17 protein-coding genes and 1 pseudogene are annotated in these 23720 nt (G+C 50.4%); 10 read left to right on the top strand and 8 right to left on the bottom strand.

Features of this window, described 5'->3' with window-relative positions:
- The first annotated feature begins 4 nt into the window (after positions 1–4).
- The 3 genes from gcvH (at position 5) to BHV83_RS03545 (ending at position 2848) form a co-directional block, all read left to right on the top strand.
- Positions 5–385, top strand: a complete 381-nt coding sequence (gene gcvH, locus BHV83_RS03555) for a glycine cleavage system protein GcvH (RefSeq protein WP_005633553.1) — start codon at positions 5–7, stop codon at positions 383–385.
- On the top strand, positions 382–888 hold the full coding sequence (purE, locus tag BHV83_RS03550; protein ID WP_005633555.1) for a 5-(carboxyamino)imidazole ribonucleotide mutase: 507 nt from the start codon (positions 382–384) through the stop codon (positions 886–888). Before gcvH ends, purE begins: the two co-directional genes overlap by 4 nt.
- Positions 889–1006: 118 nt before the next feature.
- The gene (locus BHV83_RS03545) at positions 1007–2848 is read left to right on the top strand and encodes a 4-hydroxy-3-methylbut-2-en-1-yl diphosphate synthase (protein WP_005633558.1); all 1842 of its coding nucleotides are present in this window, start codon (positions 1007–1009) and stop codon (positions 2846–2848) included.
- Between the two features lie 101 nt (positions 2849–2949).
- Here BHV83_RS03545 and BHV83_RS03540 read toward each other — a convergent pair whose 3' ends face one another.
- On the bottom strand, positions 2950–4758 hold the full coding sequence (locus BHV83_RS03540; protein ID WP_122205643.1) for an alpha-1,3-galactosidase-related protein: 1809 nt from the start codon (positions 4756–4758) through the stop codon (positions 2950–2952).
- Between the two features lie 103 nt (positions 4759–4861).
- On the opposite strand from BHV83_RS03540, the gene cysS reads away from it, so the two are divergent.
- Both cysS and BHV83_RS03530 read left to right on the top strand, forming a co-directional pair.
- Positions 4862–6340, top strand: coding sequence for a cysteine--tRNA ligase (gene cysS, locus BHV83_RS03535; RefSeq protein ID WP_005633562.1), 1479 nt, complete (start codon positions 4862–4864; stop codon positions 6338–6340).
- A gap of 91 nt (positions 6341–6431) precedes the next feature.
- Positions 6432–6839, top strand: a complete 408-nt coding sequence (locus tag BHV83_RS03530; RefSeq protein ID WP_005633563.1) for a PaaI family thioesterase — start codon at positions 6432–6434, stop codon at positions 6837–6839.
- Positions 6840–6982: 143 nt separating this feature from the next.
- On the opposite strand, the gene BHV83_RS03525 is transcribed toward BHV83_RS03530, so the two are convergent.
- The 6 genes from BHV83_RS03525 to BHV83_RS03500 all read right to left on the bottom strand — a co-directional run bounded on the left by BHV83_RS03525 (position 6983) and on the right by BHV83_RS03500 (position 16080).
- Complete coding sequence (locus BHV83_RS03525) at positions 6983–9406, bottom strand: ABC transporter permease (RefSeq protein WP_286756312.1); 2424 nt, start codon at positions 9404–9406, stop codon at positions 6983–6985.
- A gap of 28 nt (positions 9407–9434) precedes the next feature.
- Positions 9435–10097, bottom strand: coding sequence for an ABC transporter ATP-binding protein (locus BHV83_RS03520; protein ID WP_122204063.1), 663 nt, complete (start codon positions 10095–10097; stop codon positions 9435–9437).
- A 16-nt stretch (positions 10098–10113) separates the two neighbouring features.
- Entirely contained in the window at positions 10114–12519 is a 2406-nt protein-coding gene (locus BHV83_RS03515; RefSeq protein ID WP_122205645.1) for an ABC transporter permease, read from the bottom strand.
- Positions 12519–13766, bottom strand: a complete 1248-nt coding sequence (locus tag BHV83_RS03510) for an efflux RND transporter periplasmic adaptor subunit (protein ID WP_182387874.1) — start codon at positions 13764–13766, stop codon at positions 12519–12521. The genes BHV83_RS03515 and BHV83_RS03510 overlap by 1 nt, the downstream gene beginning before the upstream one ends.
- A gap of 26 nt (positions 13767–13792) precedes the next feature.
- Entirely contained in the window at positions 13793–15151 is a 1359-nt protein-coding gene (locus BHV83_RS03505; RefSeq protein WP_286756309.1) for a TolC family protein, read from the bottom strand.
- 422 nt (positions 15152–15573) lie between these two features.
- Complete coding sequence (locus BHV83_RS03500) at positions 15574–16080, bottom strand: flavin reductase family protein (protein ID WP_005633574.1); 507 nt, start codon at positions 16078–16080, stop codon at positions 15574–15576.
- A 145-nt stretch (positions 16081–16225) separates the two neighbouring features.
- On the opposite strand from BHV83_RS03500, the pseudogene BHV83_RS03495 reads away from it, so the two are divergent.
- Positions 16226–17610 (top strand): annotated as a pseudogene (locus BHV83_RS03495) (alanine/glycine:cation symporter family protein).
- Positions 17611–17617: 7 nt separating this feature from the next.
- Here BHV83_RS03495 and BHV83_RS03490 read toward each other — a convergent pair.
- Positions 17618–18844, bottom strand: a complete 1227-nt coding sequence (locus BHV83_RS03490; RefSeq protein ID WP_036658216.1) for a M16 family metallopeptidase — start codon at positions 18842–18844, stop codon at positions 17618–17620.
- 124 nt (positions 18845–18968) lie between these two features.
- On the opposite strand from BHV83_RS03490, the gene BHV83_RS03485 reads away from it, so the two are divergent.
- The 4 genes from BHV83_RS03485 (at position 18969) to BHV83_RS03470 (ending at position 23556) form a co-directional block, all read left to right on the top strand.
- Entirely contained in the window at positions 18969–19586 is a 618-nt protein-coding gene (locus BHV83_RS03485) for an SIS domain-containing protein (RefSeq protein ID WP_005633581.1), read from the top strand.
- A 5-nt stretch (positions 19587–19591) separates the two neighbouring features.
- Positions 19592–20521 (top strand): carbohydrate kinase family protein, encoded by a 930-nt coding sequence (locus BHV83_RS03480; protein WP_005645023.1) that lies wholly within the window; start codon positions 19592–19594, stop codon positions 20519–20521.
- A gap of 78 nt (positions 20522–20599) precedes the next feature.
- Positions 20600–21664, top strand: a complete 1065-nt coding sequence (locus BHV83_RS03475; RefSeq protein ID WP_005645025.1) for a tyrosine-protein phosphatase — start codon at positions 20600–20602, stop codon at positions 21662–21664.
- Between the two features lie 125 nt (positions 21665–21789).
- Positions 21790–23556, top strand: a complete 1767-nt coding sequence (locus BHV83_RS03470) for a DEAD/DEAH box helicase (protein WP_005645027.1) — start codon at positions 21790–21792, stop codon at positions 23554–23556.
- Positions 23557–23720 lie beyond the last annotated feature (164 nt).

The following is a 23720-nucleotide window of genomic DNA, read 5'->3' as shown; positions in this document are numbered from 1 at the left end:
AATTATGAATTTCCCTGCAGATTTAAAGTACACAAAGGATCACGAATGGATCCGTGTAGATGGCGATGTCGCTTACGTTGGTATTACAGATTATGCTCAGGGCGAACTGGGTGAAATCGTTTTCGTTGACATCACGACAGAAGGCGAAGTTGTTGCCAAAGAAGAAGTTTTTGGTACAATCGAAGCAGTAAAGACCGTTTCAGACCTATTCATGCCGGTAAGTGGTGAAGTGATCGAAGCGAATGCCGAGTTGGATGACAAACCTGAACTGGTGAATGAAGATGTATATGGCAACGGATGGTTAATCAAGATATCTGTTTCAGATCCCTCTGAACTGGATGAACTGATGTCTGCCGCCGAATACGAACAAATGATTGCGAAATGACACCTGTAGTCAGTATTATCATGGGCAGTACTTCGGATCTGCCCGTAATGGAAAAAGCGGCCAAACTGCTTGACGAAATGGAGATTCCATTCGAAATGCATGCCCTGTCTGCCCATCGTACACCAGCCGAAGTGGAAGCATTCGCCAAAGGAGCCAAAGGGCGCGGTATCAAAGTGATTATTGCGGCTGCCGGCATGGCTGCCCATCTGTGTGGAGTGATCGCTTCAATGACAACAGTCCCTGTGATTGGAGTGCCTATCAATTCGACGCTCGACGGTATGGATGCCTTGCTAGCCATCGTACAGATGCCTCCGGGAATCCCGGTTGCCACCGTCGGTATCAACGGTGCTTTGAATGCCGGTATACTGGCAGTCCAAATGCTCGCCGTCGGAGACGAACAACTCCAGGATAAGCTTGCCGCTTATAAGGAAGACCTTAAAAAGAAAATCGTAAAAGCGAATGAAGAACTGGCTAAGGTTTCTTTCAAATATAAAATGAATTAGTTGAAAGGTGAGAGTTGAAAGTCAACAAAAATGCAAAGTATTCGATACCGCTTGCCTCCCTTGTTGACTCTCACCTTTCAACTCTCACCTTTCAACTTTCACCTTTCAACTAAAAAAGATGGAAGATTTTTTTAACTATCGTCGTCGCAAATCGTCTATTGTCAACATAGGAAATACTCCGTTAGGGGGCGATAATCCGATTCGCATCCAGTCGATGGCAAACGTCTCCACTATGGATACTGATGCGGCTGTCTGCCAGGCGATCCGAATGATCGAAGCCGGTGCAGAATATGTACGTTTCACCGCCCAAGGAGAACGTGAAGCCCGTAATTTAGGTGTAATCCGTAAACAACTTAGCGAAGCCGGATATACGACTCCGTTAGTCGCCGACATCCATTTTAACCCACGCGCGGCCGATGCTGCTGCCGAAGAGGTGGAAAAAGTACGTATCAACCCCGGAAATTATGTGGACAAGGTAAAGACGTTCGATCTGCAGGAATACACCGACGAGGAATATGCCGCAGAGTTACAGAAGATACGCGACCGCTTCATACCATTCCTTAACATCTGCAAAGCACACGGAACCGCCATTCGTATTGGCGTAAACCACGGTTCGCTGTCCGACCGAATTATGAGCCGGTACGGCGACACTCCAGAAGGCATGGTTGCCTCATGCATGGAATTCCTGCGTATTTGCCGGGATGAGAATTTTCCCGACGTCGTAATCTCCATTAAAGCCTCGAACACGGTTGTAATGGTGAAAACCGTCCGCCTATTAGTCCGAACAATGGAAGCCGAAGATATGTACTACCCGTTGCATCTCGGTGTGACGGAAGCTGGCGATGGCGAAGATGGACGCATCAAAAGCGCTGTCGGAATCGGGGCCCTATTGTCCGATGGCATCGGCGACACGATCCGCGTCTCTTTGAGCGAAGATCCGGAAGCTGAAATCCCTGTTGCCCGTAAGCTGGTTGACTACATACTCGAACGCGAAGGACATGAACCTGTAGAGGCCTCACCTGCCCCCGGTTATGATCCGGTTACAGCCGATCGTCGTCACAGCCGGGTGGCGGAAAGAATCGGGGGAAATTTCCCGCCGGTTGTCATTTCTGATCGTAGCAACGGTGATTTTGAGTTTGATCATGCGTCACAGCCGGACTATATATACATAGGCAAGGAAGATCCGGAGAACCTGCCGGACAACTTTCGTCTTTTGGTAGACGCCCACTTCTGGAAAGAACGTCCGAACGCCTATCCTTTTTTTATCGCATCGGAAATAGACGAGTTAAAAGACTATTCCGTTCCCTTGAAATTTATCCGCCTTACCTACCGAGATCTGACCGACCGCGTGATCGAAGTGCTGAAGCAGGATAAGTCCGTAATTGTCATCCTGAGCACACATCACCGGAACGGTATCGCTGCCGAACGTGCCGCCATGCATCACTTGCTGGCAGCCGGTTGTGATGTGCCGGTCATCCTGCATCGCGACTATAGAGAGACAGATATTGAAGCGTTGCAACTGAAAGCGGCCGTCGACTTCGGAACTTTGCTGTTAGATGGCTTCGGCGACGGGATCATGCTGCACAACGAAGGGTGCGAAACGATGGTAACGGACAGTTGTATGTTCGGCATCCTGCAAGCAACCCGTACCCGCATCAGCAAGACGGAATATATCTCCTGCCCAAGTTGCGGACGTACCTTATACGACTTGCAAACAACAATCGCCCGTATCAAGAAAGCCACTTCTCATCTGAAAGGCTTGAAAATAGGTATCATGGGGTGTATCGTGAACGGTCCCGGCGAAATGGCAGATGCTGATTATGGCTATGTCGGCGCCGGAAAGAACCGGATCAGCCTATATAAAGGTAAAGAATGCGTCCTGAAAAATATCCCCGAAGAAGAAGCTGTAGAACGATTAGTCCAGTTGATAAAGGAAAGTGGAGATTGGACGGATCATTGAGTATAATTGAAAAGGAGTGTGTCAGATACAAATTACATTGAAATCAATATGTCCGTATCTTACACACCCCTTAATCCTTTTTTAATCTTGCCTATACGTTTTTATTCCTCAGACCTTATATCTTTCTCCTCATCAAACCCTCCGTCGAACCGGTTATCCTTGATCTCGACATTAACAACGCGCTGGAAGAAGAAACGATGGTTGTTCCAATGGAAAGCCGGATAATCATGATTTTGTCTAATCACATTATTGCGGAAGACTAGGCCGTCCACAGATTTTGCATACAGGATCGGCATATCAAAGGTTTCGAACTCGTTGTCCTCGATCACGATTCCGCTATGAAAATATCTCTTCTGACTTTTCAAATCAGGTATCTCCGGATATATAGAAATAACGGCGTTCGTAAATTGGAACTGATTTGTCAAAGCATTGATAAACTTGTTATTCCGGATCTGTACGTCATGGCAGGCACCCGTCTCGAACCACCCGTTGCAGTCGCCGCACAGTAGGATTGCCGTACCGGATGTGTGATCAAAAACGTTCTTCTCGACCACAGTCTTCTTCGGAGTACTGAACAGGGAACCACGGGCACGGTTATTACGGATCACATTATCGGCAAAATAAACCTCCGGCGTCCATTCCAGATTCTCGATACCGTAAGTACCAACCTCACTAATGGCGGGATCGACAGGTTTCTCAAACGTAATGCGGAACTGTTTTACACCATGGCCGTCAGGCTTGTCGGCTGTTTCAATCGCAGCCACCTTGTTCTGTTCACCTAAAACCTCCATCGTTTTGGACTCGATGAACTGGACGGCATCGCCCGGACGCCCCCATTCGAAACCGTAGGACTGCCCGTGCATATATTCGCCAACCAACGTCTTGTCGTCTATTCGCTTTTGCACCTTCAGATAGGTTCCATGCACATTGATGGCATCATCCATCATACCTTCATACAGACCACCGACCGAACGGATCAATCCCTTACAGCCGGAGAAATGAGTCGCATCGGCCTGTGTCGTGAAATAACGTGGATCGTCCTTGCCACGCAGGCAGACCGAGAATTTATCCAACGTGATATTTTCACTCATCTGGGCCAGCAGCCCCATTCCTTCAGCATAATGAACCTGTATATTTTCGAGTGTCGTATTCGTATCATGATACATAAATACACCCGGAGTCGGACGACCGTATCCACGGAACACAACGACCGTTCCCGGTATCAGTTTCTTGTTCTTCCAAGGCGCAAGAATCTTGCGGGAAGCAATCTCTGCGACATGCTTGCTGCCCACACTAATATCGCTGGTGGTATAGACCAGTCGCTTTGTATCTCCTTCAAAAGCGATGCCCCAGGCAGGGACATGTTCCCAACCTTCCCCTTTAGCGACAAAGTTGCTATCGCGTATTTCGTACTCCACCCAGGGAGCGACCTCGTAGGTGATCAAGCCTCCGACCGTGTCGTTCTCCAACACTTTCACTTGGCTGATATGTGGATTCGCAAAATCGATACTAAAGTTCTTCAATGTACAGTTCTCCGAACCGACCAAAGAAACCGGAAGCATCCGCCCATGGAAAACAAGTTCGGAACCTTGTCCGTCAAATATCACATTCTTCATATTTTCAAAAGCCAGTCCCACCAGTTTCGGATTATCCTGGTCATGGTTGGAAATGAAGTATTCACGTTTGGAAGCACCTTCGGGATAGAAATCATAACGTCCCTTCGGCAACAGTATCCGGACCGTATCGAAGTTCACTTCCGCCGCAATCTCTTGAAGAGCTTTCGCAATCAACGGAGAAGCATTTTCCCCGGTATCCGGTTTCAGACCATATCCGGACAGGTCATACGCGCCGCCTTTACATGCCGTAAACAAAGCGATAAATAAAAGTGTCAAAACAGAATTTAGTTTCATGGCTTACATCTTTCGTTGATTATATTTTCAATTATTTAGGGGCAAACTTACTCAAAATTATCCGATTTTATTGTAAGTTTGCCCCTCTTAAATATAAATAGATATGGAACATCCAATAAGCATTTATAACACACTCACAAGAAAAAAGGAACAGTTCATCCCACTGCACGAACCGCATGTGGGTATGTACGTTTGCGGTCCTACGGTTTACGGTGACGCCCACCTGGGCCACGCACGGCCGGCTATCACTTTCGACCTGCTGTTCCGTTATTTGACTCATATAGGATACAAGGTACGCTATGTACGCAACATAACAGATGTCGGCCACCTGGAACATGATGCTGACGATGGTGAAGACAAGATTGCCAAGAAAGCCCGTCTCGAACAACTCGAGCCGATGGAAGTGGTGCAGTATTACCTGAACCGTTACCATCACGCTATGGAAGCGCTCAACGTTCTACCGCCCAGCATCGAACCGCATGCGTCCGGCCATATCATCGAGCAGATCGAACTGGTAAAGAAAATACTGGATAACGGATATGCTTACGAAAGCGAAGGTTCCGTTTACTTCGACGTGGAGAAATACAACAAGGATCATAATTACGGTGTTCTTTCCGGACGCAACATCGACGATATGCTGAATACTACCCGCGCACTGGACGGACAGGATGAAAAACGTAATCCGATCGACTTCGCTCTCTGGAAATGCGCGCAACCGGAACATATCATGCGCTGGCCTTCTCCGTGGAGCGACGGTTTCCCCGGATGGCACTGCGAATGTACGGCTATGGGTAAAAAGTATCTGGGCGAACATTTCGATATCCACGGTGGCGGCATGGATCTGATCTTCCCACATCACGAATGCGAGATTGCACAGGCTGTTGCTTCACAGGGAGAAGATATGGTTCACTACTGGATGCACAACAATATGATTACCATTAACGGGCAGAAGATGGGCAAGTCATTGGGCAACTTCATCACGCTGGAGGAATTTTTTACTGGTGACAACAAGGTGCTGAGCCAGGCATATTCGCCTATGACCATCCGCTTCTTCATCCTCCAAGCTCACTACCGCAGCACGGTAGACTTCAGCAACGAAGCCCTGCAAGCAGCTGAAAAGGGGTTGGAACGTCTGATGGACGCTTATAATCATTTGATGAAGCTGAAAGCCTCCGACGTTTCAACTGTAGATGTGAAGGATTTGCGCCGCAAATGCTACGATGCGATGAACGACGACCTGAACTCGCCGATTGTAATCGCCCATCTGTTTGACGCAGCCCGCGCGATCAACTCCGTAAAGGATGGCAAGGCTACGATCTCGGCCGAAGACCTGAAAGAGCTACAGGATGTATTCCATACCTTCGTTTTCGATATTCTCGGAATAAAAGATGAAGCAGCTTCGGGCGGAAGCAACAACAACGAGGCATTCGGCAAAGCAATGGATTTGCTGCTGACCATCCGCCAACAGGCAAAAGCCAATAAAGACTGGGCTACATCGGACAAGATCCGAAACGAACTGACAGCCATCGGCTTCGATATCAAAGATACGAAAGACGGAGCCGAATGGAAGTTAAGCAAGTAAGACGAGCGTTCGATATTTGACAGAAAGGAAGCATAAATGATGATTTACTGCTTCACTCATTCTTATCATTGGCACATTATTTTTTATAATCATGACAATAAACGAATTTCTTCAAGGCGACAAGTTCGCCTTATTGGCTGGTGTCGAACTTTTGGAAACGGGCAACGGTTATGCCAAAGCCCGTATGGAAATAAAGCCGGAACACCTCAACGGCGGTGGCGTATGCCAAGGCGGCGCTATCTTCACTTTAGCTGATCTGGCTTTTGCAGCAGCAACAAACAGTCATGCACGCCTGACACTTTCTATTACATCCAGCATTAACTTCTTCAAAGCCGAAAGCAAAGGGTTCCTTTATGCCGAAGCTCGTGAAGCATTCAGCCACAAGCGGCTCGCCAACTGTGAAGTGCGGATCACCAATGAAACCGGCGACCTGATCGCCACCTTCAACGGAACAGGCTACAGAAAAGATACGGAACTGCCGTTTGCCCCAATAGAATGATTTATCTAAACCTATCGAACAACCGCTGCAGATTTTGTCCACGGCCCCAAAGTAAAGCTACTTTGATGCAATTGTCCTTGATATAATAATAAATTAAATGTACGCTATCGCCGTCAGATGAGTAAATAGCGTACATTTGTATTTTATTCGTAACGCAAAGACCGGGCCGGTTTGCTAAAGATGGTTTTGGCGGTTTGCCAACCGATGGTCAGCAAGGAGATCACACACAATAAAACGACCGGAACGAGGAAGAACCACGCTTTCCAGTCCGTGCGGAACGAATAATGATTCAGCCAATCCCCCATGATCCAGCCCGAAAGCGGAAGGGCGATGACAACAGCAATAGCAATCAACAGGAAGAACTCTCGCCCCAATTCAAAGAAAAGCTGCCTCCGGGAAGCTCCCAGAACCTTCCGGATTCCCATCTCCCGGATACGAGTCGAACAAGAAAACATAACCAGAACAGCCAATCCCATACAAGAGATAAAGATCGCCAATATCGCAAAAAGCGCCACAATCAACCCAAACACTTCATCCTGTCGGTATTGCTGATCAAAAAACTGGTCGAGAAAGAAATAATCATAGCTGGAATCCGGGAAATAACGTTCCCACGCTCCTTCGACCTGTTTCACGAGATCACGCGGGTTACCGTTCTCCATAACGACAGAGATATAACGTTGTTTCATCCAGCTCAATTTCTCATGCAGGGCAAACAAGATCGGCGTAAAATCTTTGTTAAGCGATTGTTGATGATAATCCTTCACGACCCCGATAATCTGCATCGGCTGATCGACGGTTTCGACAGACAAGCGTTGCCCCAAAGCGGCATCGGACGATTCGAATCCCAACGTACGGACAGCCGATTCGTTCAGGACGATCTTATAAACATCTCCCCCGTAATCTTCGGAAAAACCACGGCCGGAAACGAACTTCAGATCATAAGCTTCCAGAAAAAACTCATCGCAGTTCAACATCTCCAACAGGCGCGTCTGCTTCGTCACATCACTTTCGCGGACGATGGACAGGAAATCGGTTACCTCCGTTCCGGGAACTGCACCAGAAACCGTCACCGCCCTGACGGAGGGCAATAACGCCACCTCTTTCTTAAATGCCTCCAACTTCATAGCCAGTTCCTCGCATTGCGCCGGGAACTTAAGAACCAGCGTCTGGTCCACCCGTACCCCCAAAGAAGCATTCCGCATATATTGAAGTTGCGCATACACGATCAACGTCCCGCAAAGCAACACCAGAGAAGCCGTGTATTGCAACACCACCAAAACCTTGCGGGTGACCGTCGCCCCATGCGTATGGGTAAACTTTCCTTTCAACATCCGGATCGGCTTGATGCCGGACAAAACCGTCGCCGGGTAAAAGCCGGACAGAAACACACCGACAGCAAAGATCAGCAACAGATACCACCCCAGTGAAGTCGTAAACCAGACGGAAAAACTCAGATCCCGTCCCGTCTGGTTATTGAAAGAAGGCATCAACGCCTCCATCAGCCCGATAGCCAGGATAAAAGCAATACTATTCGTCACCAACGATTCGAAAAGGAACTGTGAAATAACCTGCCTCCGGCTTGCCCCCGAAGCCCGACGTATACCGATCTCTTTGGCTCGTTCCATCGAACGGGCTACCGTCATATTGATATAATTGATCCAAGCAATACAAAGGATAGCAAGTGCCGTACAGATCAACACCCAGATAGAAGAACGATTCCCCTTCACCTCCGGCTCATAAGCTTTCTGCGGATTCAGATGGATATCGCGGAGGTTCGTCAACTGGATCGCCCAAGTTTTATTCTTCAATGCCTCTTCCGTCTTATACTTCTCCGCCATTACTGGAAAATCCTCTTCCACCTGCGTTTTCAGGTTCGCCGACTTCAGCAAGACATACGAATAGACTTCGTGGCGATACCAATATTCATCCATCCACTTCGGGAGCGTCTTGTAGGAGATCAGCAGATTATAGCGAATATGCGTATTGATCGGCATATCTTCCATTATACCCGTCACTTCGCAAGCTTCCTCTCCTATATTGCTTCGGAAGATCAGGATTTTCCCGATCGGGTCCGCTCCCTTGAAATATTTCCGGGCAATACGTTCGGTGATAACTACCTTGTTCGGTCCGTCCAGACAACTTTCTTTATTTCCCTTCAAGAGTTTGAAGTCAAAGAAATCGAAAAAGTTAGCTTCCGCATAGCCTATACCTGTCTCCCGATATAGCAGTTCGTTGTATTTCACGACCTGCTCCGGATAATACTGGCTTCCAACACGTGTATAAGCCTCGACAGCACTCATGTTTTGCTTCATAGCCGTAGCATAGCCGGCAGACGAACTGGCCCAATCATCCGTCAGCTCCCCGTTCTCATAAAACCGGGCTTCAACCCTGAAGATACGATCCTGCCGGCTGTGCATATCGTCGTAGCTGTATTCGAAAGCCACATAGGTCAGGATCAGCAAGGCTGCCGCCATGCCGATCGCCAGACCGACTATATTGACGACACTGAAACCTTTCTTTTTAGTAAGGCTGCGCCACGCACAGTTCCAATAGTTTGTTACTATCATTATGATGAAGATTTTCAAAGATGAATATTCAGGAAACGACCCGGCCGTCCAAAAGATGGATAATCCGGTGTGCGAAGCTGGCATCCCGTTCCGAGTGCGTGACCATGACGATCGTCGTCCCCTGCCCGTTCAGTTCTCGAAGTAATTCCATCACCTCCGCCCCGTTTGTCGAATCCAGGTTTCCCGTCGGTTCGTCGGCAAGGATCAGCGGACAATCCGTCACCACGGCGCGCGCTATCGCCACACGTTGCTGTTGTCCGCCGGATAGCTGCTGCGGAAAATGTCCGGCACGATGGGCGATATTCATCCGGTCGAGGACTTCCATCACCTTCCGCTTGCGTTCGGACTTCCGGCAGCCAAGATAAACCAACGGCAGTTCCACATTCTCGAAGACTGTCAGCTCGTCTATCAGGTTGAAACTCTGGAATACGAAACCGATATTCCCTTTACGGAAAGCCGTCAACTGGCTCTCTCCCATATTGTCTATCTCCTTGCCGTTAAAGAAATATTTGCCGGAAGTCGGCGAATCAAGCGTTCCCAAGATATTCAATAAGGTCGACTTGCCACAGCCAGAAGGCCCCATAATGGCCACAAACTCACCCTGTTTGACCTCGATGTTCACCTCGTTCAATGCTTTCGTCTGCACCTCCTCGGTGGTGAAGACCATAGACAGATTCTCTGTTTTAATCATATTATATTTATTTAAATCATTCGTTCCTGAGAATACGCATCGGCTTCAACCGAACCACACGCCACACCTGTCTGACTACCGTCAAGAAAGCGATACACATCAACAACACAAATGCGACTCCGTACACCCACCAAGGCAACACGATATGAAAAGCATAACTCTCCAGCCATCCGTTCATCAAAACCACAGAAACAGGAAGTCCCAATACAGTGGCCAGCACCGTAAGAAGTAGCAGTTCACGTGTCAAAACAACAAAAAGACTTATTTTACCGGCTCCCAAAACCTTCCGTATCCCAACCTCTTTCACTCGTGCCAGAGTAGAAAAAAGCGTCACGACCCATAATCCCAAACAGGCCACAAAGACTGCCAATAATGACGCACTGGCAAAAATCCAACCGAAATTGCGATCCGACTTATACAAGCTATCCTGATAATCATCGAGATAGAAATAAGAAAAAAGGGCGGACGGAAAATAAGTCCGGTACATTTGTTCCACTTCAGCCAAGCGGTCAGAATTGACCGAGCCATCCATCTTGACGGATATATAAGGAGTCGCAATAAACGGGACCCGCTCTTTCAGGAAAAAGAGGATCGGCTTATACGGTTCCGCAAGCGACTGCTGATGATAATTTTTCACAACCCCGACAACTTCGAGTGGATCTTCCAGCACTTCCATCTCCAACTGCTTTCCTAACGCCTCTTCCGGAGAAGGATAACCAAGCAGACGCACCGCCTCTTCGTTCAGGACGACCTTATTCCGTTCATTGCCGTATGCTTCCGAGAAACCACGTCCACAAAGCATTTCCGGCGAATAAAGCGCCAGATAATCATAATCGACAGCAAACATCTGTATCAGCTTCACTTCGGATGGATCGCTGCCGTAAGGACGATTGGTAAAGTAGTTCGCCACCTCAACGCCCGGCACAGCACCGGAAATAGAGACACGGACAACATAAGGTATCTGTCCCAACCGTTTCTTGAAACTCTCCATTTTGACGGACATATCATCGGTAAAAGCCGGATATTTCACCACCAGTACCCGGTTCGAAGAAGCGGAAGAAGTCTCCTGCTGCATATAACGAACCTGTCCGATCACCACCAACGTACCGGAAACCAGAACGAAAGAAGCAAGAAACTGAGCCACAATCAACATCTTCCGCATCCGGTTTCCCTTACGGCCATGCAGTAATTTTCCTCGCATGATATCCGCTGGACGGATGCGTGTCAGCAGGAATGAAGGATACAGTCCGGTAAACAAAGTTCCCCCTATAAAACACGCTGCCGCCATACTCCAGAATTCCGGCAAACGGAACGCGCCGACAGCAAAATCCAATCCTACCCAACGGCAGACAAAAGGCAACAGTACCTCGACCCACCCGAGAGCCAAGATCAAAGCCGACAAGTTCAACAACCCTGCTTCCAGCAATCCTTGCAGGATCACCTGCCGGCGGGAAGCCCCGAACGCCTTGCGAATACCAAACTCCCTGCCACGTTCCAGATAACGGGCAACCGTCAGGTTCAGCGCGTTCACCCAGCCGATCAGTAAAAGGGCGACTACCATCACCGAAAGGATACGTACAGCCATACGACTACCTTTCGCCTCTTTCTCATAAGACTTACGGGGAGTCAGATGAATATCCCGCAAACGAACCAGTTCAACCCTCCAGTCCTTATGTTTCAATGCCGCCGTCTTATATTTTTCAGAGATGGAATGGAAAGCCGCTTCAATATCGCCCGGTTTCTTTCCCGGTTCAAGCCGGACATACGTATAGACACCGTGGATATACCAAATATCGCGCCTTGCCTCCGGAATAGTCGAATAAGACAACAGGAAGTCATAATGCAGATGCGAATTATAAGGCATATCGGCAATCACGCCCGTCACCTCGAAATGCTGTTCGGACGAAGATGTACGGAAAGTCAGCACTTTGCCGATAGGATCACCACCGGCAAAATAACGACGTGCAGCACTTTCGGTAATCACCATCGTATTCGGACGGACCAACTGTCCACCCTTCTCCCCCTTGAGGATCGGGAAATTGAAGAGATCGAAAAAAGCCGGTTCGGTATAACAGTACTGTTCTTCGATAAACTGCCGGTCACCGAACGTCACCTCTTGTCCGCGATCTTGTGCCGTCACACGTACATACTGCTCTATGCCCGGAATCTCGCGATACATGGCGGGAGCATGCCCGAAAGAAGTCGTCGCCCAATTATCCGTCAAGGTTGCCCCTTCATAAAGACGGCTCTCCACACGGTAGATGCGATCCCCGTCGTGGAACGAATCGAAACTCAATTCGAACCGTACATAGAGCATAATCAGCAGCGCCGCGCCAACACAAACGGAAAGACCGAACACATTCAGGGTGGAAAGAGACTTCCGCGCCCGTTGGCTTTTGATTACTTGAGACCAATATTCCATCAGCGTAAAATTAATCGTTCATTCTCACCAAACAAGTCATATCCGGAAATAATCACCTTCTCTCCCGGTTGCAACCCTTCCACAACCTCGTAATACTGCGGGTTCTGACGGCCGATACGGACAGGGCGGCGGCGAGCTGTCTTTCCTTCTTCATCCACCACATACATGTACTCGCCGCCGCTTGCTTGGTAGAAGCTACCACGTGGGACGATCACCGCCTGCACGGGATCGCCCAGTTGCAGGTTCAGGTGGTAGGTTTGCCCGGCACGGATATTCTCCGGCCGGCCGGAGACAAAATGCAGGTCGGTGCGAAACTGTCCTTCCCGCACTTCGGGATAGACTTTCGTCACCTCCATATCGTACTTCTTTCCTTCACGTTCGAAGCTCGCAGGGAGACCGGGCATGACACGTTCCACATAGTGCTCGTCGATCTTGGCTTCCACCTTCAGTTCGGGCGTGATCACCTGGCCGATACGTTCGCCCTGGGCGATGGACTGGCCGATCTGGGCCTCCAGGTTTCCTAACTGCCCGTCGACGGGAGCCTTCACTTTCAGGTTTTCCAGCCGCCCGCGAACCAAGGCAAGGCTCTTCTTCATATTCCGGATGTTCTCATCCAGGCTCTGTAGCTGGCTGCTGCGGAACAGGTCGTCCTGCTCGATCCGTTCGTCCACAACGGCCAACTGTCCGAGAGCAGCCTCATAATCTTCCTCAGCCTGCAAGTAATCTTCGCAGGCCAGCAGGTTCTTCTTATACAGGCGTTCGTATTGCCTGAAACGGCGTTCCTTCTGCACCAATTCCTTACTCAGGCCGATACGGTCCTGTTTCAGCCGGAGATGTTCCTGCTCCATGTTGAGACGGGTGTTGCGAAGTTCGTTTTCCTGATAGGCCAAGTCGGCTTCGCTTTGCAGGATGCCGATGTTCAGGAGCGGGTTACTGAGGCGGAGGATCACGTCGCCCGCCCGCACCTGCGCCCCTTCCTCGATCAGGCGTTCTTCGACGCGCCCACCCTCGATGGCGTCAAGATAGATGATACGATCCGGCAGTACCTGCCCGATAACCCGGATGTAGTCGTTGAACTCTCCTTTCTGCACGGTAGCGATCGTAATGCGTTCTTTCTCCACTTTCAGGGAAGAGGAAGTATCACGAAAAAGAAGCCAAAGCAGGCAAAGCAGCCCGACGGCAATTCCTATCAAGGAATAGATGTGTTTCTTCTTAAACCGGGACTTCCGCTCAATACGGGTGTCCATGCTATTGATTGCCATTCTTGTTGTATTTATTCGGTTCCTAAAAATGAGCCTGTGCGGTAGAAGTCTACCGTGCGGCTTTTCAACTCATACTGCAAACGGGTGCGCGACAGTTCTGCCTTGGCCAGTATATAGAGGTTCCGCTTCTCCATCAGTTCGAACACGGAGATCATCCCCTCCTCCCATTTCTCCTCGCTCTCTTTCAGCGTGACGGTGGAAGTGCGAAGTTGTTCGACCGCCTGACGGTGTTCCTCGGCGGCAGCCCGGAGTGAAAGGCAGGCGTCGTCTATTTCCTTGTAGAGGCTGAGGCGTTGCTGCTCGTTCTCGTTCCGTATCCTTTGCAGGCGGAAACGTTCCTTCCGGACATCTGTCAGGCGGGAAAGTCCGCTGAACAGAGGCAGCGAGACGCTCACGCCGATATATTTGTTCATGTTATTCTTCAACTGGTCTTTGATCGGGATGATCTCGCCCAGGTCATCCCGTTCCGTGTCGTAGTAACCGGAATAGAGGCTGAATTCCGCCCTGATGGAAGGAGAAAAAGCCCCGGACGCTATTGCCAGTGACTTGCGGGAAGCTTTCTCCCTCAGTTCCATAGCCCGGAATTCCGGCAGGGATGTTTCGGAGGCGGCATAGATCTCGTTGGATTCCAGTACAGGAAGCACGGGAAGTTCGCCCTCCCCGCCGGGAGAGATCGCCAGCGTATCGGTATCCTGCATATTCAGCAATTCCTTCAGGGCAAGTAATGAGAGGCGGCAACCGTTCGCCTTCACCGTCTCCTGGTAAATATCAGATTGCAGGCGCGCCTTCACCTCCTGCAAATCAGAAGGGGAACGCATGCCAAGATCCACATATTCGAGCATCTGCTCGTGATAGCGTTCGCTCAACTTCCGCTGCTCGACAGCAAGCTCGTACATCTTCTTATCGAAGCAGAGGCGATAGAAAGCATCCATCACCTCGAAGGCAATCCGGTTCTCCTCGATCTGCTCCGTGAGGCCGCCGATCTGCTTGTTCAGTTTGCGGAACTGCAACCGGTTGACGCGCGTAAAGCCGTCGAACACCGGAAGCGAGACATTCAGCCCCATCGTGCTCTCTAAAAAGGAAGAGGAAGTATAGAGGTTCGTTTTCGAGTCCACCGAACGCCCCAAACGTTTGCCCAATGCGCCGGTAGCACTTACTGAGGGCAGGAAATCACCATAGGCGGCAGCAAGGTCTTCCCCGGCAATCCGTGTATCCAGGCGACTGTTCCGCACGCGGTAGTTCTGTTCGACGGCATAGCGCATGCAGTCGTCCACCGTCCAGCCGGACTGCGCCCGCAGGTTTCCCGGCGAAGCCAGGAAGACGAGAAGAAAAAGAGACAAACCTCGTTTGATCGTTATCTGTGCATTCATCATGACAGAAAGAAAGCAAACGACGTGCCAGAAATGTAACATTCAGACTATCAAAAGCATTTCAAAAACACCTCCCGCCAACCGTCCAATTTTTTGACGCCCAAACGTCCAACTTTTTGACACAGGTGTCCTCCTGTCGCTCATCGAAGCATGACAAGTGCCAAATGCAACACACAAAAACAAGCTTTACCCCTCATCCCTGAGACATAAAGCCTAAACACGTAAATCAGTTATTATAAAAAACGAAGCAGTGTTATTTATTGTGTCTATAAGTATACTCTTTTTATTTTCCGCGGGCAAAGGAAAAGCATACATATTGCAAAGATATGACAAGAGAAAGACAATTTAATTGAAAATAGAGAACCATGGTTTATCTGAAGCAAATCAAACTAATCAATCCGGATATCCATACGAACGGGAGATCATCTCTCCCAAGCATTTAAGATTTCCGCCACATAGACGTTATGCGGATTCCCTGCCATTGCGCTGTACCATTTCTCGTATAAGGCAGGATCAACAAAATGATCCTTATCCATCTTAGTCACGTAAAGGGTTTTGCATTCGAGCGTCAGGCGCGATTCCTCGAAACAAGGATTACCCAGATCGGTAAAATAAGGCGTCAAACCTGTCGCTGCCACCTTGTCGATATCCCGTCCCGATTTCGCCCCGCAAATCTTATGGGCAGTCTTATGCTCTTCTCCTAAAAAGGACAGCGTGAAAGCTCCCTTCGCATCGACAAACTCGCGGGTATAACGTTCCGGACGGATAAAGACGAACACTACCGGCTTGTTCCACAGGAAGCCTACGCCCCCCCAACTCGCCGTCATCATGTTGAACTTGTCCTTGTCGCCGGCGCTTACCAGCATCCACTCTTTTCCGATGATCTCTATAAAATTGTCTTTGACCAGACTCGGTTCTATTGCCTTCATAATTTCACACCTTAGTTAATAATCTTTCAAAGATACGAAAATATTTATTTGTGTGTGCAAAATTTAATATTCTTGTCCATACAGAATATTTTCTTTAGGTTTGCATCTCAATATTCACGTAATTATCAAGACGATAAACTGCCAAATGGAAATACTGAACAACTGGATCAGCGGGATTAACGACCTCCTATGGTCGTATGTTTTAATTATCATGCTGTTAGGATGCGCCTTCCGGTTCACTTTCAAAACCCGTTTCGTCCAGTTCCGTATGTTCCGGGAGATGATACGTGTGCTCGGTGACTCCGCCAACAAAGCCCATGAAGGTGAAAAGCACATCTCATCCTTCCAGGCATTCGCCGTGTCGGGACAGGCAACCTGGCGGGAGTAGCCACAGCCGTCGCCGTAGGAGGTCCGGGAGCAGTGTTCTGGATGTGGATCATCGCCCTGTTAGGTTCGGCCAGCGCTTTCGTCGAATCTACACTCGCACAGCTTTATAAACGGAAAGGAAAAGAATCCTTCATCGGGGGGCCCGCCTACTATATGCGATACGGATTGGGACTGAACTGGATGGGCATACTGTTCGCCATCTTGATCTCCGTCACCTTCGGTTTCGCGTTCAACTCGGTACAAAGCAACACGATTTGCGCCGCCATGCAAGGCTCGTTCGGTTTCGATCCGAGGATCGTAGGCGCGGTACTGACCGTACTGACACTTGCCATTATCTTCGGAGGAATCCAGCGAATAGCCAAAGTCAGCAGCGTGATCGTCCCCGTAATGGCATTGGGATACGTGGCGCTCGCCTCGGGGATCGTACTGTTCAATATAACGGAACTGCCGGCCGTCATCAAACTGATCGTAAGCAGCGCTTTCGGATGGGAACAGGCGGCAGGCGGTACGATCGGCGCCGCTCTGATGCAAGGGATCAAGCGCGGCCTGTTCAGCAACGAGGCAGGTATGGGATCGGCTCCGAACGTAGCGGCCACGGCATCCGTCACACATCCGGTCAAACAGGGATTGATCCAGACTCTGGGTGTTTTCACCGACACCCTGCTGATCTGTACCTGCACGGCTTTTATCATCCTGTTCAGCGGGGCGCCGTTGGACGGTTCGGTAAACGGGGTACAACTGACACAGCATGCCCTGACGCTCGAAGTGGGAAAAGCCGGAGGGATATTCGTTGCCGTAGCGATCTTCCTGTTCGCTTTCAGCAGCATTATCGGGAACTACTATTACGGGGAAGCGAACATTCGTTTCATCACACCGAAAAAAAGCGTGCTCTATATCTACCGTCTGGCGGTCGGCGGTATGGTGATGTTCGGGGCGCTAGCAAGTCTGGAACTCGCCTGGAGCCTGGCGGATATCACGATGGCTTTCATGACGATCTGCAACCTGTTCGCCATCTCGTTGCTGAGCAAACAGGCCTTCCTGCTGCTGCACGATTACATTGCTCAAAAACGTAGCGGGATCAAGAGCCCTGTGTTCGACAAGAACAAGCTGCCGGAACTGAAGGACAAGGCGGAATGCTGGTAAACGCTTCTTATTGGTAGATCAGACTGAACAACCGTTCAGGTGCAAAAATCTCGTTGGCGACCTCTCGTATCTCTCCGGCGGTCAGCTTCTCCACCTTGGCGAAGACTTCCGGCAGGGTGTCGTAGCGGTTATAATGGAGAAAGCTCTTACCCAGCCCCAAAAACAAGCCTTCCCGATTATCGCCGGAGACGCCCAATTGTCCGATCACCTGCTTCTTGGCCGCCGCCAACTGGGTCGCGGTCAGCTTCACCTCACGCAGCTTCGCCAGTTCCTTGTAAACAAGCCTGATCGCCTTCTCCTTGTTCTTCGGATCAGTCCCGAAGTAGATGCTTGCCAGCCCCGTATCGGTATAAGAAGTCACGTTCGATTCGACGTTATAGACAAGCCCGTTCTTTTCCCGGAGAGAGACATTCAAACGGTTGTTCATGCCCGGCCCTCCCAAGAGGTTATTCAGCAAGAACAACGGCAGGCGTTTCTCATCGTGCATGCTGTATGCCCGTCCCCCGATCAGCACATGCGCCTGATGGGTATCCTTGTGTATCTGGCGGCTGACGGGAAGGAGCTCGCCGGGTGCCGTCCGGTTACGTGCCGCCATCGGGAAAGCGATATCCGACAGGGTGCTTTCCGCCATCTGCACGATCTTCTTGAACGGAATCCGGCCCATCGAGAAGAACACCATATTTTCGGGGGCATAGAACCGCCTCATAAACGACTTGCCGGACTCGCTGCCGAAACCGAGCAGCGACTGCTCGTCCCCCAAGATGTTATGTCCCAACGCATGTCCGTCGAACAGCAAATTCTCGAATTCATCGAAGATCAGTTCCGAAGGGCTGTCCTCGTATGAATTGATTTCGTCCAGGATCACATCCACCTCCTTCTCGATCTCCTGCTCCGGGAACTGCGAATGGAACACCAGGTCGGACAGCAGTTCGAAAGCCCTCCGGAAATGCTCTTCCATAAAAATAGAATAGACGAAAGTCTCCTCCTTTGTGGTATAGGCGTTCAGCTCCCCTCCCACATTCTCCATCCGATTCAGGATATGCCAGGACTTACGCTTTTCCGTCCCCTTGAATATCATGTGTTCGACAAAGTGAGCCAAGCCAAATTCATCCATTTCCTCATCCCGTGTCCCGGCATTCACGGCAAACCCGCAATACGACACCGGGGATGCAGAAGGAAGATGTACGATACGCAAACCGTTCGGTAAAATATGTGAGAAGTAATCTTTTTCCATGATCCATTCATTAGGAGGCACAAAAGTACAAAAATATAGGTCATTCCATGTGCAGGTATCATTAAAATAGATACTTTTGCACTTTGTTAAGTTCATAACACCATATAGAATCATTTTAAAGGCTATGATAAACGAAGCAATCTCATCCATTCTGCAACAGGAAGCTGAAGCAGTACGCAATATTCCGATAACCGACGGCTATGAAGAGGCTGTGACACTCATTGTGAAACATGTACACGAACTCGGAGGGAATCTGATCACCAGCGGTATGGGAAAAGCAGGACAGATCGCCATGAACATCGCGACCACCTTCTGTTCGACCGGCACGCCCGCCTACTTCCTGCATCCCAGCGAAGCACAACACGGCGACCTCGGCATCGTCCGCAAGAACGATGTTATGCTGCTCATCTCCAACTCCGGCAAGACACGCGAACTGCTCGAACTGGTGGAGCTGACACGCGGTCTCGTACCGGAGATGCAGTTTATCGTTATCACCGGCAACCCCGACAGCCCGCTGGCAGCCGAAGCGACGATCTGCCTGCCGACCGGTGCGCCGAAAGAAGTGTGTCCTTTAGGCCTCACCCCCACCACATCGACCACGGTCATGACGGTGATAGGCGACCTGTTGGTAGTCGGCACCATGAAACGCATCAACTTCGGCTATCCCGACTATGCCAAACGGCATCACGGCGGTTACCTGGGTTCGAAAAGCCGCGAACAGTGTAAAACCGTAAACAAATAAAGAGCATGAGGAAGGTAATCGGCATCGGGGAAACCATTCTCGACATCATCTTCAGGAACAACCGACCCCATACGGCAGTGCCCGGCGGATCGACCTTCAACGGCCTCATCTCGTTAGGACGCCTGGGTGTACCTGTCTCTTTCATCAGCGAAGTGGGAAACGACCATGTCGGCGACATCATACGCGACTTCATGAAGGAAAACAACCTTTCCACCCGCTACGTCGACCGTTTCCCGGATGGCAAAAGCCCGATTTCGCTCGCGTTCCTGGACAACGACAGCAATGCCGACTACACTTTCTACAAGGATTATCCGAAGCAACGCCTCGACGTGCCCCTGCCGGAGATCAACGAAGACGACATCTTCATCTACGGCTCCTATTACTCACTGAACCCGGCGCTTAGGGAACGGATGGTGGAATTTCTCGACTATGCACGCCAGCGCAAGGCGATCCTCTACTACGACCCGAATTTCCGCAAGGCGCACGCCCATGAAGCGATACACCTCGCCCCGACATTGCTCGAAAACTTCGAATATGCCGATATCATACGCGGCTCGGACGAGGACTTCCTCAATATCTTCGGGGAGGCCGACAGTGAAAAAGTCTACACTGACCATATCCGTTTCTACTGCGACCGTTTCATCACCACTCACGGAGCCGGAGGCGTGAACCTCTACCACGGCGACCTGCGCCTTCATTTCGACTCGCCCTCCATCCGCCCGGTCAGTACGATCGGAGCCGGCGACAACTTCAATGCTGGCATCCTCTACGGTCTGTTAAAAAATAATGTCCGTCACCGTGACCTCGCCACCCTCCCGAAAGAGACATGGGCGAATATCATCCGGTGCGGGATCGATCTGGCAACCGAGGTTTGCCGCAGCTACGACAATTACATTTCTAAAGAATTCGCAACCTCCTACCTCTCCCAGTCTTAAATATCATTAACCGGGAAGATAAAGGGGTATAAAGACACGTGTTTTTCACTATCTTTGCTTTGCATGAGTAGTAGAAGTATGATATTGAAACGGATTCTTTTCTTGTTCACCAGTGTGGCCTTATTGGCAGGATGCAGCTCCGGCAGAGCACCTGAAATTCGTGCCATATGCCTGCGTGACGACATCGGCAACTATATTATCAAATGGGAAACAGACCCCCATACCGACGGGACGATGAAACTTTATGTATCCGACACCCCCAACTCCTTCGACATGTCGCGACCGTGCAGCTATGCCGACATCAATGACGGGAGAGTGACCTACATCACGAACGACAACATCACCCGCAAATATTTCCTACTGTCTTTCAACGACAAATATTACCGCACTGTCGGCGCCCGCTCGGTACAGATGGACAGCGTCCAGAACCTGCGCGACATAGGAGGCTACTTCAGCGAACACGGGAACCGTATGACCGGCTGGGGCAAGATATTCCGCTCAGGCGAGCTCAAGGCACTTAGCCGCAACGACACGATCCGGCTGGATAACCTGAAGATCAAAACTGTCATCGACCTACGGGGAGAAGACGAAATAGCCCTCGCTCCGGAAAAATATGCAGGGGCGAACATCATCTCCATCCCGATCCCGGTAAAAGGCAAAGAACAGATCACCCGACGCCTGGAAGAAGGACGCATACGCAAAGGCGACGGGCTCGTGTATATGCAGGACACCTATATCAGCTATGTGACGGACAACAGCGAACAATTCGGCAAAGCCCTGAAAGTCTTTCTCGACAAGGACAACTACCCGATCCTCGTGAACTGCTCGATGGGAAAAGACCGTGCCGGCTTCCTGACGGCCATGCTGCTGACAGCCCTCGATGTGCCGGAAGAAACGATCATGAAAGACTATATGGCTTCCAACAACCACATAGACCTGCGCAGCCTTGCCTATATGGCACGCAACCTCAATACGGACGCCCAGGAAACCATCACCGTGCTGCTCGGTGCAAACGAGACATGGCTGGATCTGGCCTTCCATAAAATAAAGAAAGAATATGGTTCGACCGACAAATATCTGTCGAAAGGATTGCATCTCACGGAAAAAGAGCGCGATACATTAAAAGATATCATACTAAACTAACCGGTATCCAAATTATTTGCGTACCTTTGTCCCCACTCTGAATTTATTATATATACATATATCACATTTTGAAAACATTTGAAGAATTAGGAGTTGCCGCACCAATACTGAAGGCAATTCAAGAAATGGGCTACGAATCGCCCATGCCGGTACAGGAGGAAGTGATTCCTTTCCTACTGGGAGATGACAACGACGTAATTGCATTAGCACAAACAGGTACGGGAAAGACAGCCGCTTTCGGCCTTCCGATCCTGCAAAAAATCGATGTGACTACATACCACCCCCAAGCACTCGTACTCTGTCCCACTCGTGAGCTATGTTTACAGATCGCCGACGACCTGAACGACTACTCCAAGTATATCGACAACCTGAAGGTTCTCCCGGTGTACGGAGGTTCCAGCATCGAGAGCCAGATCAAGACGCTGAAGCGTGGCGTGCACGTGGTCGTAGCCACTCCGGGACGCCTCCTGGACCTGATGAACCGCAAGACGGTAGACCTCAGCCTGGTGAAGAACGTCATCATGGACGAGGCGGACGAGATGCTGAACATGGGGTTCACCGACAGCATCAACGCCATCCTCGCCGAAGTGCCGGAGAACCGCAACATGCTGCTCTTCTCGGCCACCATGCCGAAAGAGATCGCCAACATCACGAAGAAGTACATGAAGAATCCGAAGGAGATCGTGATCGGCAACAAGAACGAAGGAAACAAGAACATCCGCGATATCTATTATATGGTACAGGCACGCGACAAGTACCTGGCTCTGAAACGCATCGCCGACTTCTACCCGAACATCTACGGCATCGTCTTCTGCCGTACCCGCAAAGAGACGCAGGAGATCGCCGACAAACTGATACAGGACGGCTACAACGCCGACTCGCTGCACGGCGAACTGAGCCAGGCGCAGCGCGACTACGTGATGCAGAAGTTCCGCGTCAAAAACATCCAACTCTTAGTTGCTACCGATGTGGCTGCCCGCGGCCTGGATGTGGACGATCTGACACACGTGATCAACTACGGCCTGCCCGATGAAGTGGAATCCTACACGCACCGCCGTGGCCGTACGGGCCGTGCGGGAAAGACGGGTATCTCCATCTCCATCTGCCACGTGAAGGAGAAAGGCAAAATCCGCGAGATCGAAAGGATCATCAACAAAAAATTCGAGAAAGGCGAAATGCCTACCGGACATGCTATCTGCGAAAAGCAGCTTTTCAACCTCGTCGACCAGATCGAAAAGGTGAAGGTGAACGAGGAGGAGATCGCCTCCCTGATGCCCCAAATCTACCGCAAGTTGGAATGGCTGGACAAGGAAGACATCATCAAACGTGTCGTTTCGCTCGAATTCAACCGTATGATCGATTACTACAAGGATGCCGACGAGATCCAGCAGGTAGACGAACGTTCCTCTCGCAGCGAACGGGGCGAACGCCGTGCACATGCGGCCGAAGAGGGCTATTCGCGTTTCTTCCTCAACTTCGGCAAGGCCGACGGCCTCTATCCGAACCAGCTGATCGAACTGGTCAACAAATGTGTGCCGGGCAAGGTGCGCATCGGCAAGATCGACCTGCGCGAAAACTTCTCTTTCTTCGAAGTGGAAGAGGGTGAAGCCCAGCGCGTGATGGACAGCATGAACGGGTTCGAAGTAGACGGACGGCGCATCTCCGTCGAACCTGCACAGGGCAAAAAAGAAGAAGGCGGACGCGGTGGCAAACGCAGTTACGGCGGACGGCGCAGCGATGACGGCTACAAAGGCAAACGGGGTTCCAAAGACAGTGGACGCCGAGGTGGAGACCGTTCGGACCGCACCTTCCGCAAAGACGAACGCGACAGCGACCGCCCATGGAAACGGACTGCCGCCGCACGCGACGCTCGTAAGAAAAGACGTTTCTAATCCTCCTCCCTCACGCTAACAGAAACAGGAGACCGCAGCATACATCAGCAACCCCCAGCCGGCAACGACGGGGAGTTGCTGTTTTTGTTTCCGCTTCCCGTCATGTCTCTCTCCGTATCCCCGTACCCCGAGAGTGTCAACAGGGCTCCCAAACACCCCAACAC

The organism is Parabacteroides sp. merdae-related_45_40 (genome assembly GCF_001915675.1).
The sequence above is the reverse complement of the archived record's forward strand: the minus strand, read 5'-3'. Positions and strand labels throughout refer to the sequence as shown.

Coding starts and splice junctions, on each gene's coding strand:
- gcvH (WP_005633553.1), top strand. CDS start 5: ATGAATTTCCCTGCAGATTTAAAGTACACAAAGGATCACGAATGGATC.
- purE (WP_005633555.1), top strand. CDS start 382: ATGACACCTGTAGTCAGTATTATCATGGGCAGTACTTCGGATCTGCCC.
- BHV83_RS03545 (WP_005633558.1), top strand. CDS start 1,007: ATGGAAGATTTTTTTAACTATCGTCGTCGCAAATCGTCTATTGTCAAC.
- BHV83_RS03540 (WP_122205643.1), bottom strand. CDS start 4,758: ATGAAACTAAATTCTGTTTTGACACTTTTATTTATCGCTTTGTTTACG.
- cysS (WP_005633562.1), top strand. CDS start 4,862: ATGGAACATCCAATAAGCATTTATAACACACTCACAAGAAAAAAGGAA.
- BHV83_RS03530 (WP_005633563.1), top strand. CDS start 6,432: ATGACAATAAACGAATTTCTTCAAGGCGACAAGTTCGCCTTATTGGCT.
- BHV83_RS03525 (WP_286756312.1), bottom strand. CDS start 9,406: ATGATAGTAACAAACTATTGGAACTGTGCGTGGCGCAGCCTTACTAAA.
- BHV83_RS03520 (WP_122204063.1), bottom strand. CDS start 10,097: ATGATTAAAACAGAGAATCTGTCTATGGTCTTCACCACCGAGGAGGTG.
- BHV83_RS03515 (WP_122205645.1), bottom strand. CDS start 12,519: ATGGAATATTGGTCTCAAGTAATCAAAAGCCAACGGGCGCGGAAGTCT.
- BHV83_RS03510 (WP_182387874.1), bottom strand. CDS start 13,766: ATGGACACCCGTATTGAGCGGAAGTCCCGGTTTAAGAAGAAACACATC.
- BHV83_RS03505 (WP_286756309.1), bottom strand. CDS start 15,151: ATGAATGCACAGATAACGATCAAACGAGGTTTGTCTCTTTTTCTTCTC.
- BHV83_RS03500 (WP_005633574.1), bottom strand. CDS start 16,080: ATGAAGGCAATAGAACCGAGTCTGGTCAAAGACAATTTTATAGAGATC.
- BHV83_RS03490 (WP_036658216.1), bottom strand. CDS start 18,844: ATGGAAAAAGATTACTTCTCACATATTTTACCGAACGGTTTGCGTATC.
- BHV83_RS03485 (WP_005633581.1), top strand. CDS start 18,969: ATGATAAACGAAGCAATCTCATCCATTCTGCAACAGGAAGCTGAAGCA.
- BHV83_RS03480 (WP_005645023.1), top strand. CDS start 19,592: ATGAGGAAGGTAATCGGCATCGGGGAAACCATTCTCGACATCATCTTC.
- BHV83_RS03475 (WP_005645025.1), top strand. CDS start 20,600: ATGATATTGAAACGGATTCTTTTCTTGTTCACCAGTGTGGCCTTATTG.
- BHV83_RS03470 (WP_005645027.1), top strand. CDS start 21,790: ATGGGCTACGAATCGCCCATGCCGGTACAGGAGGAAGTGATTCCTTTC.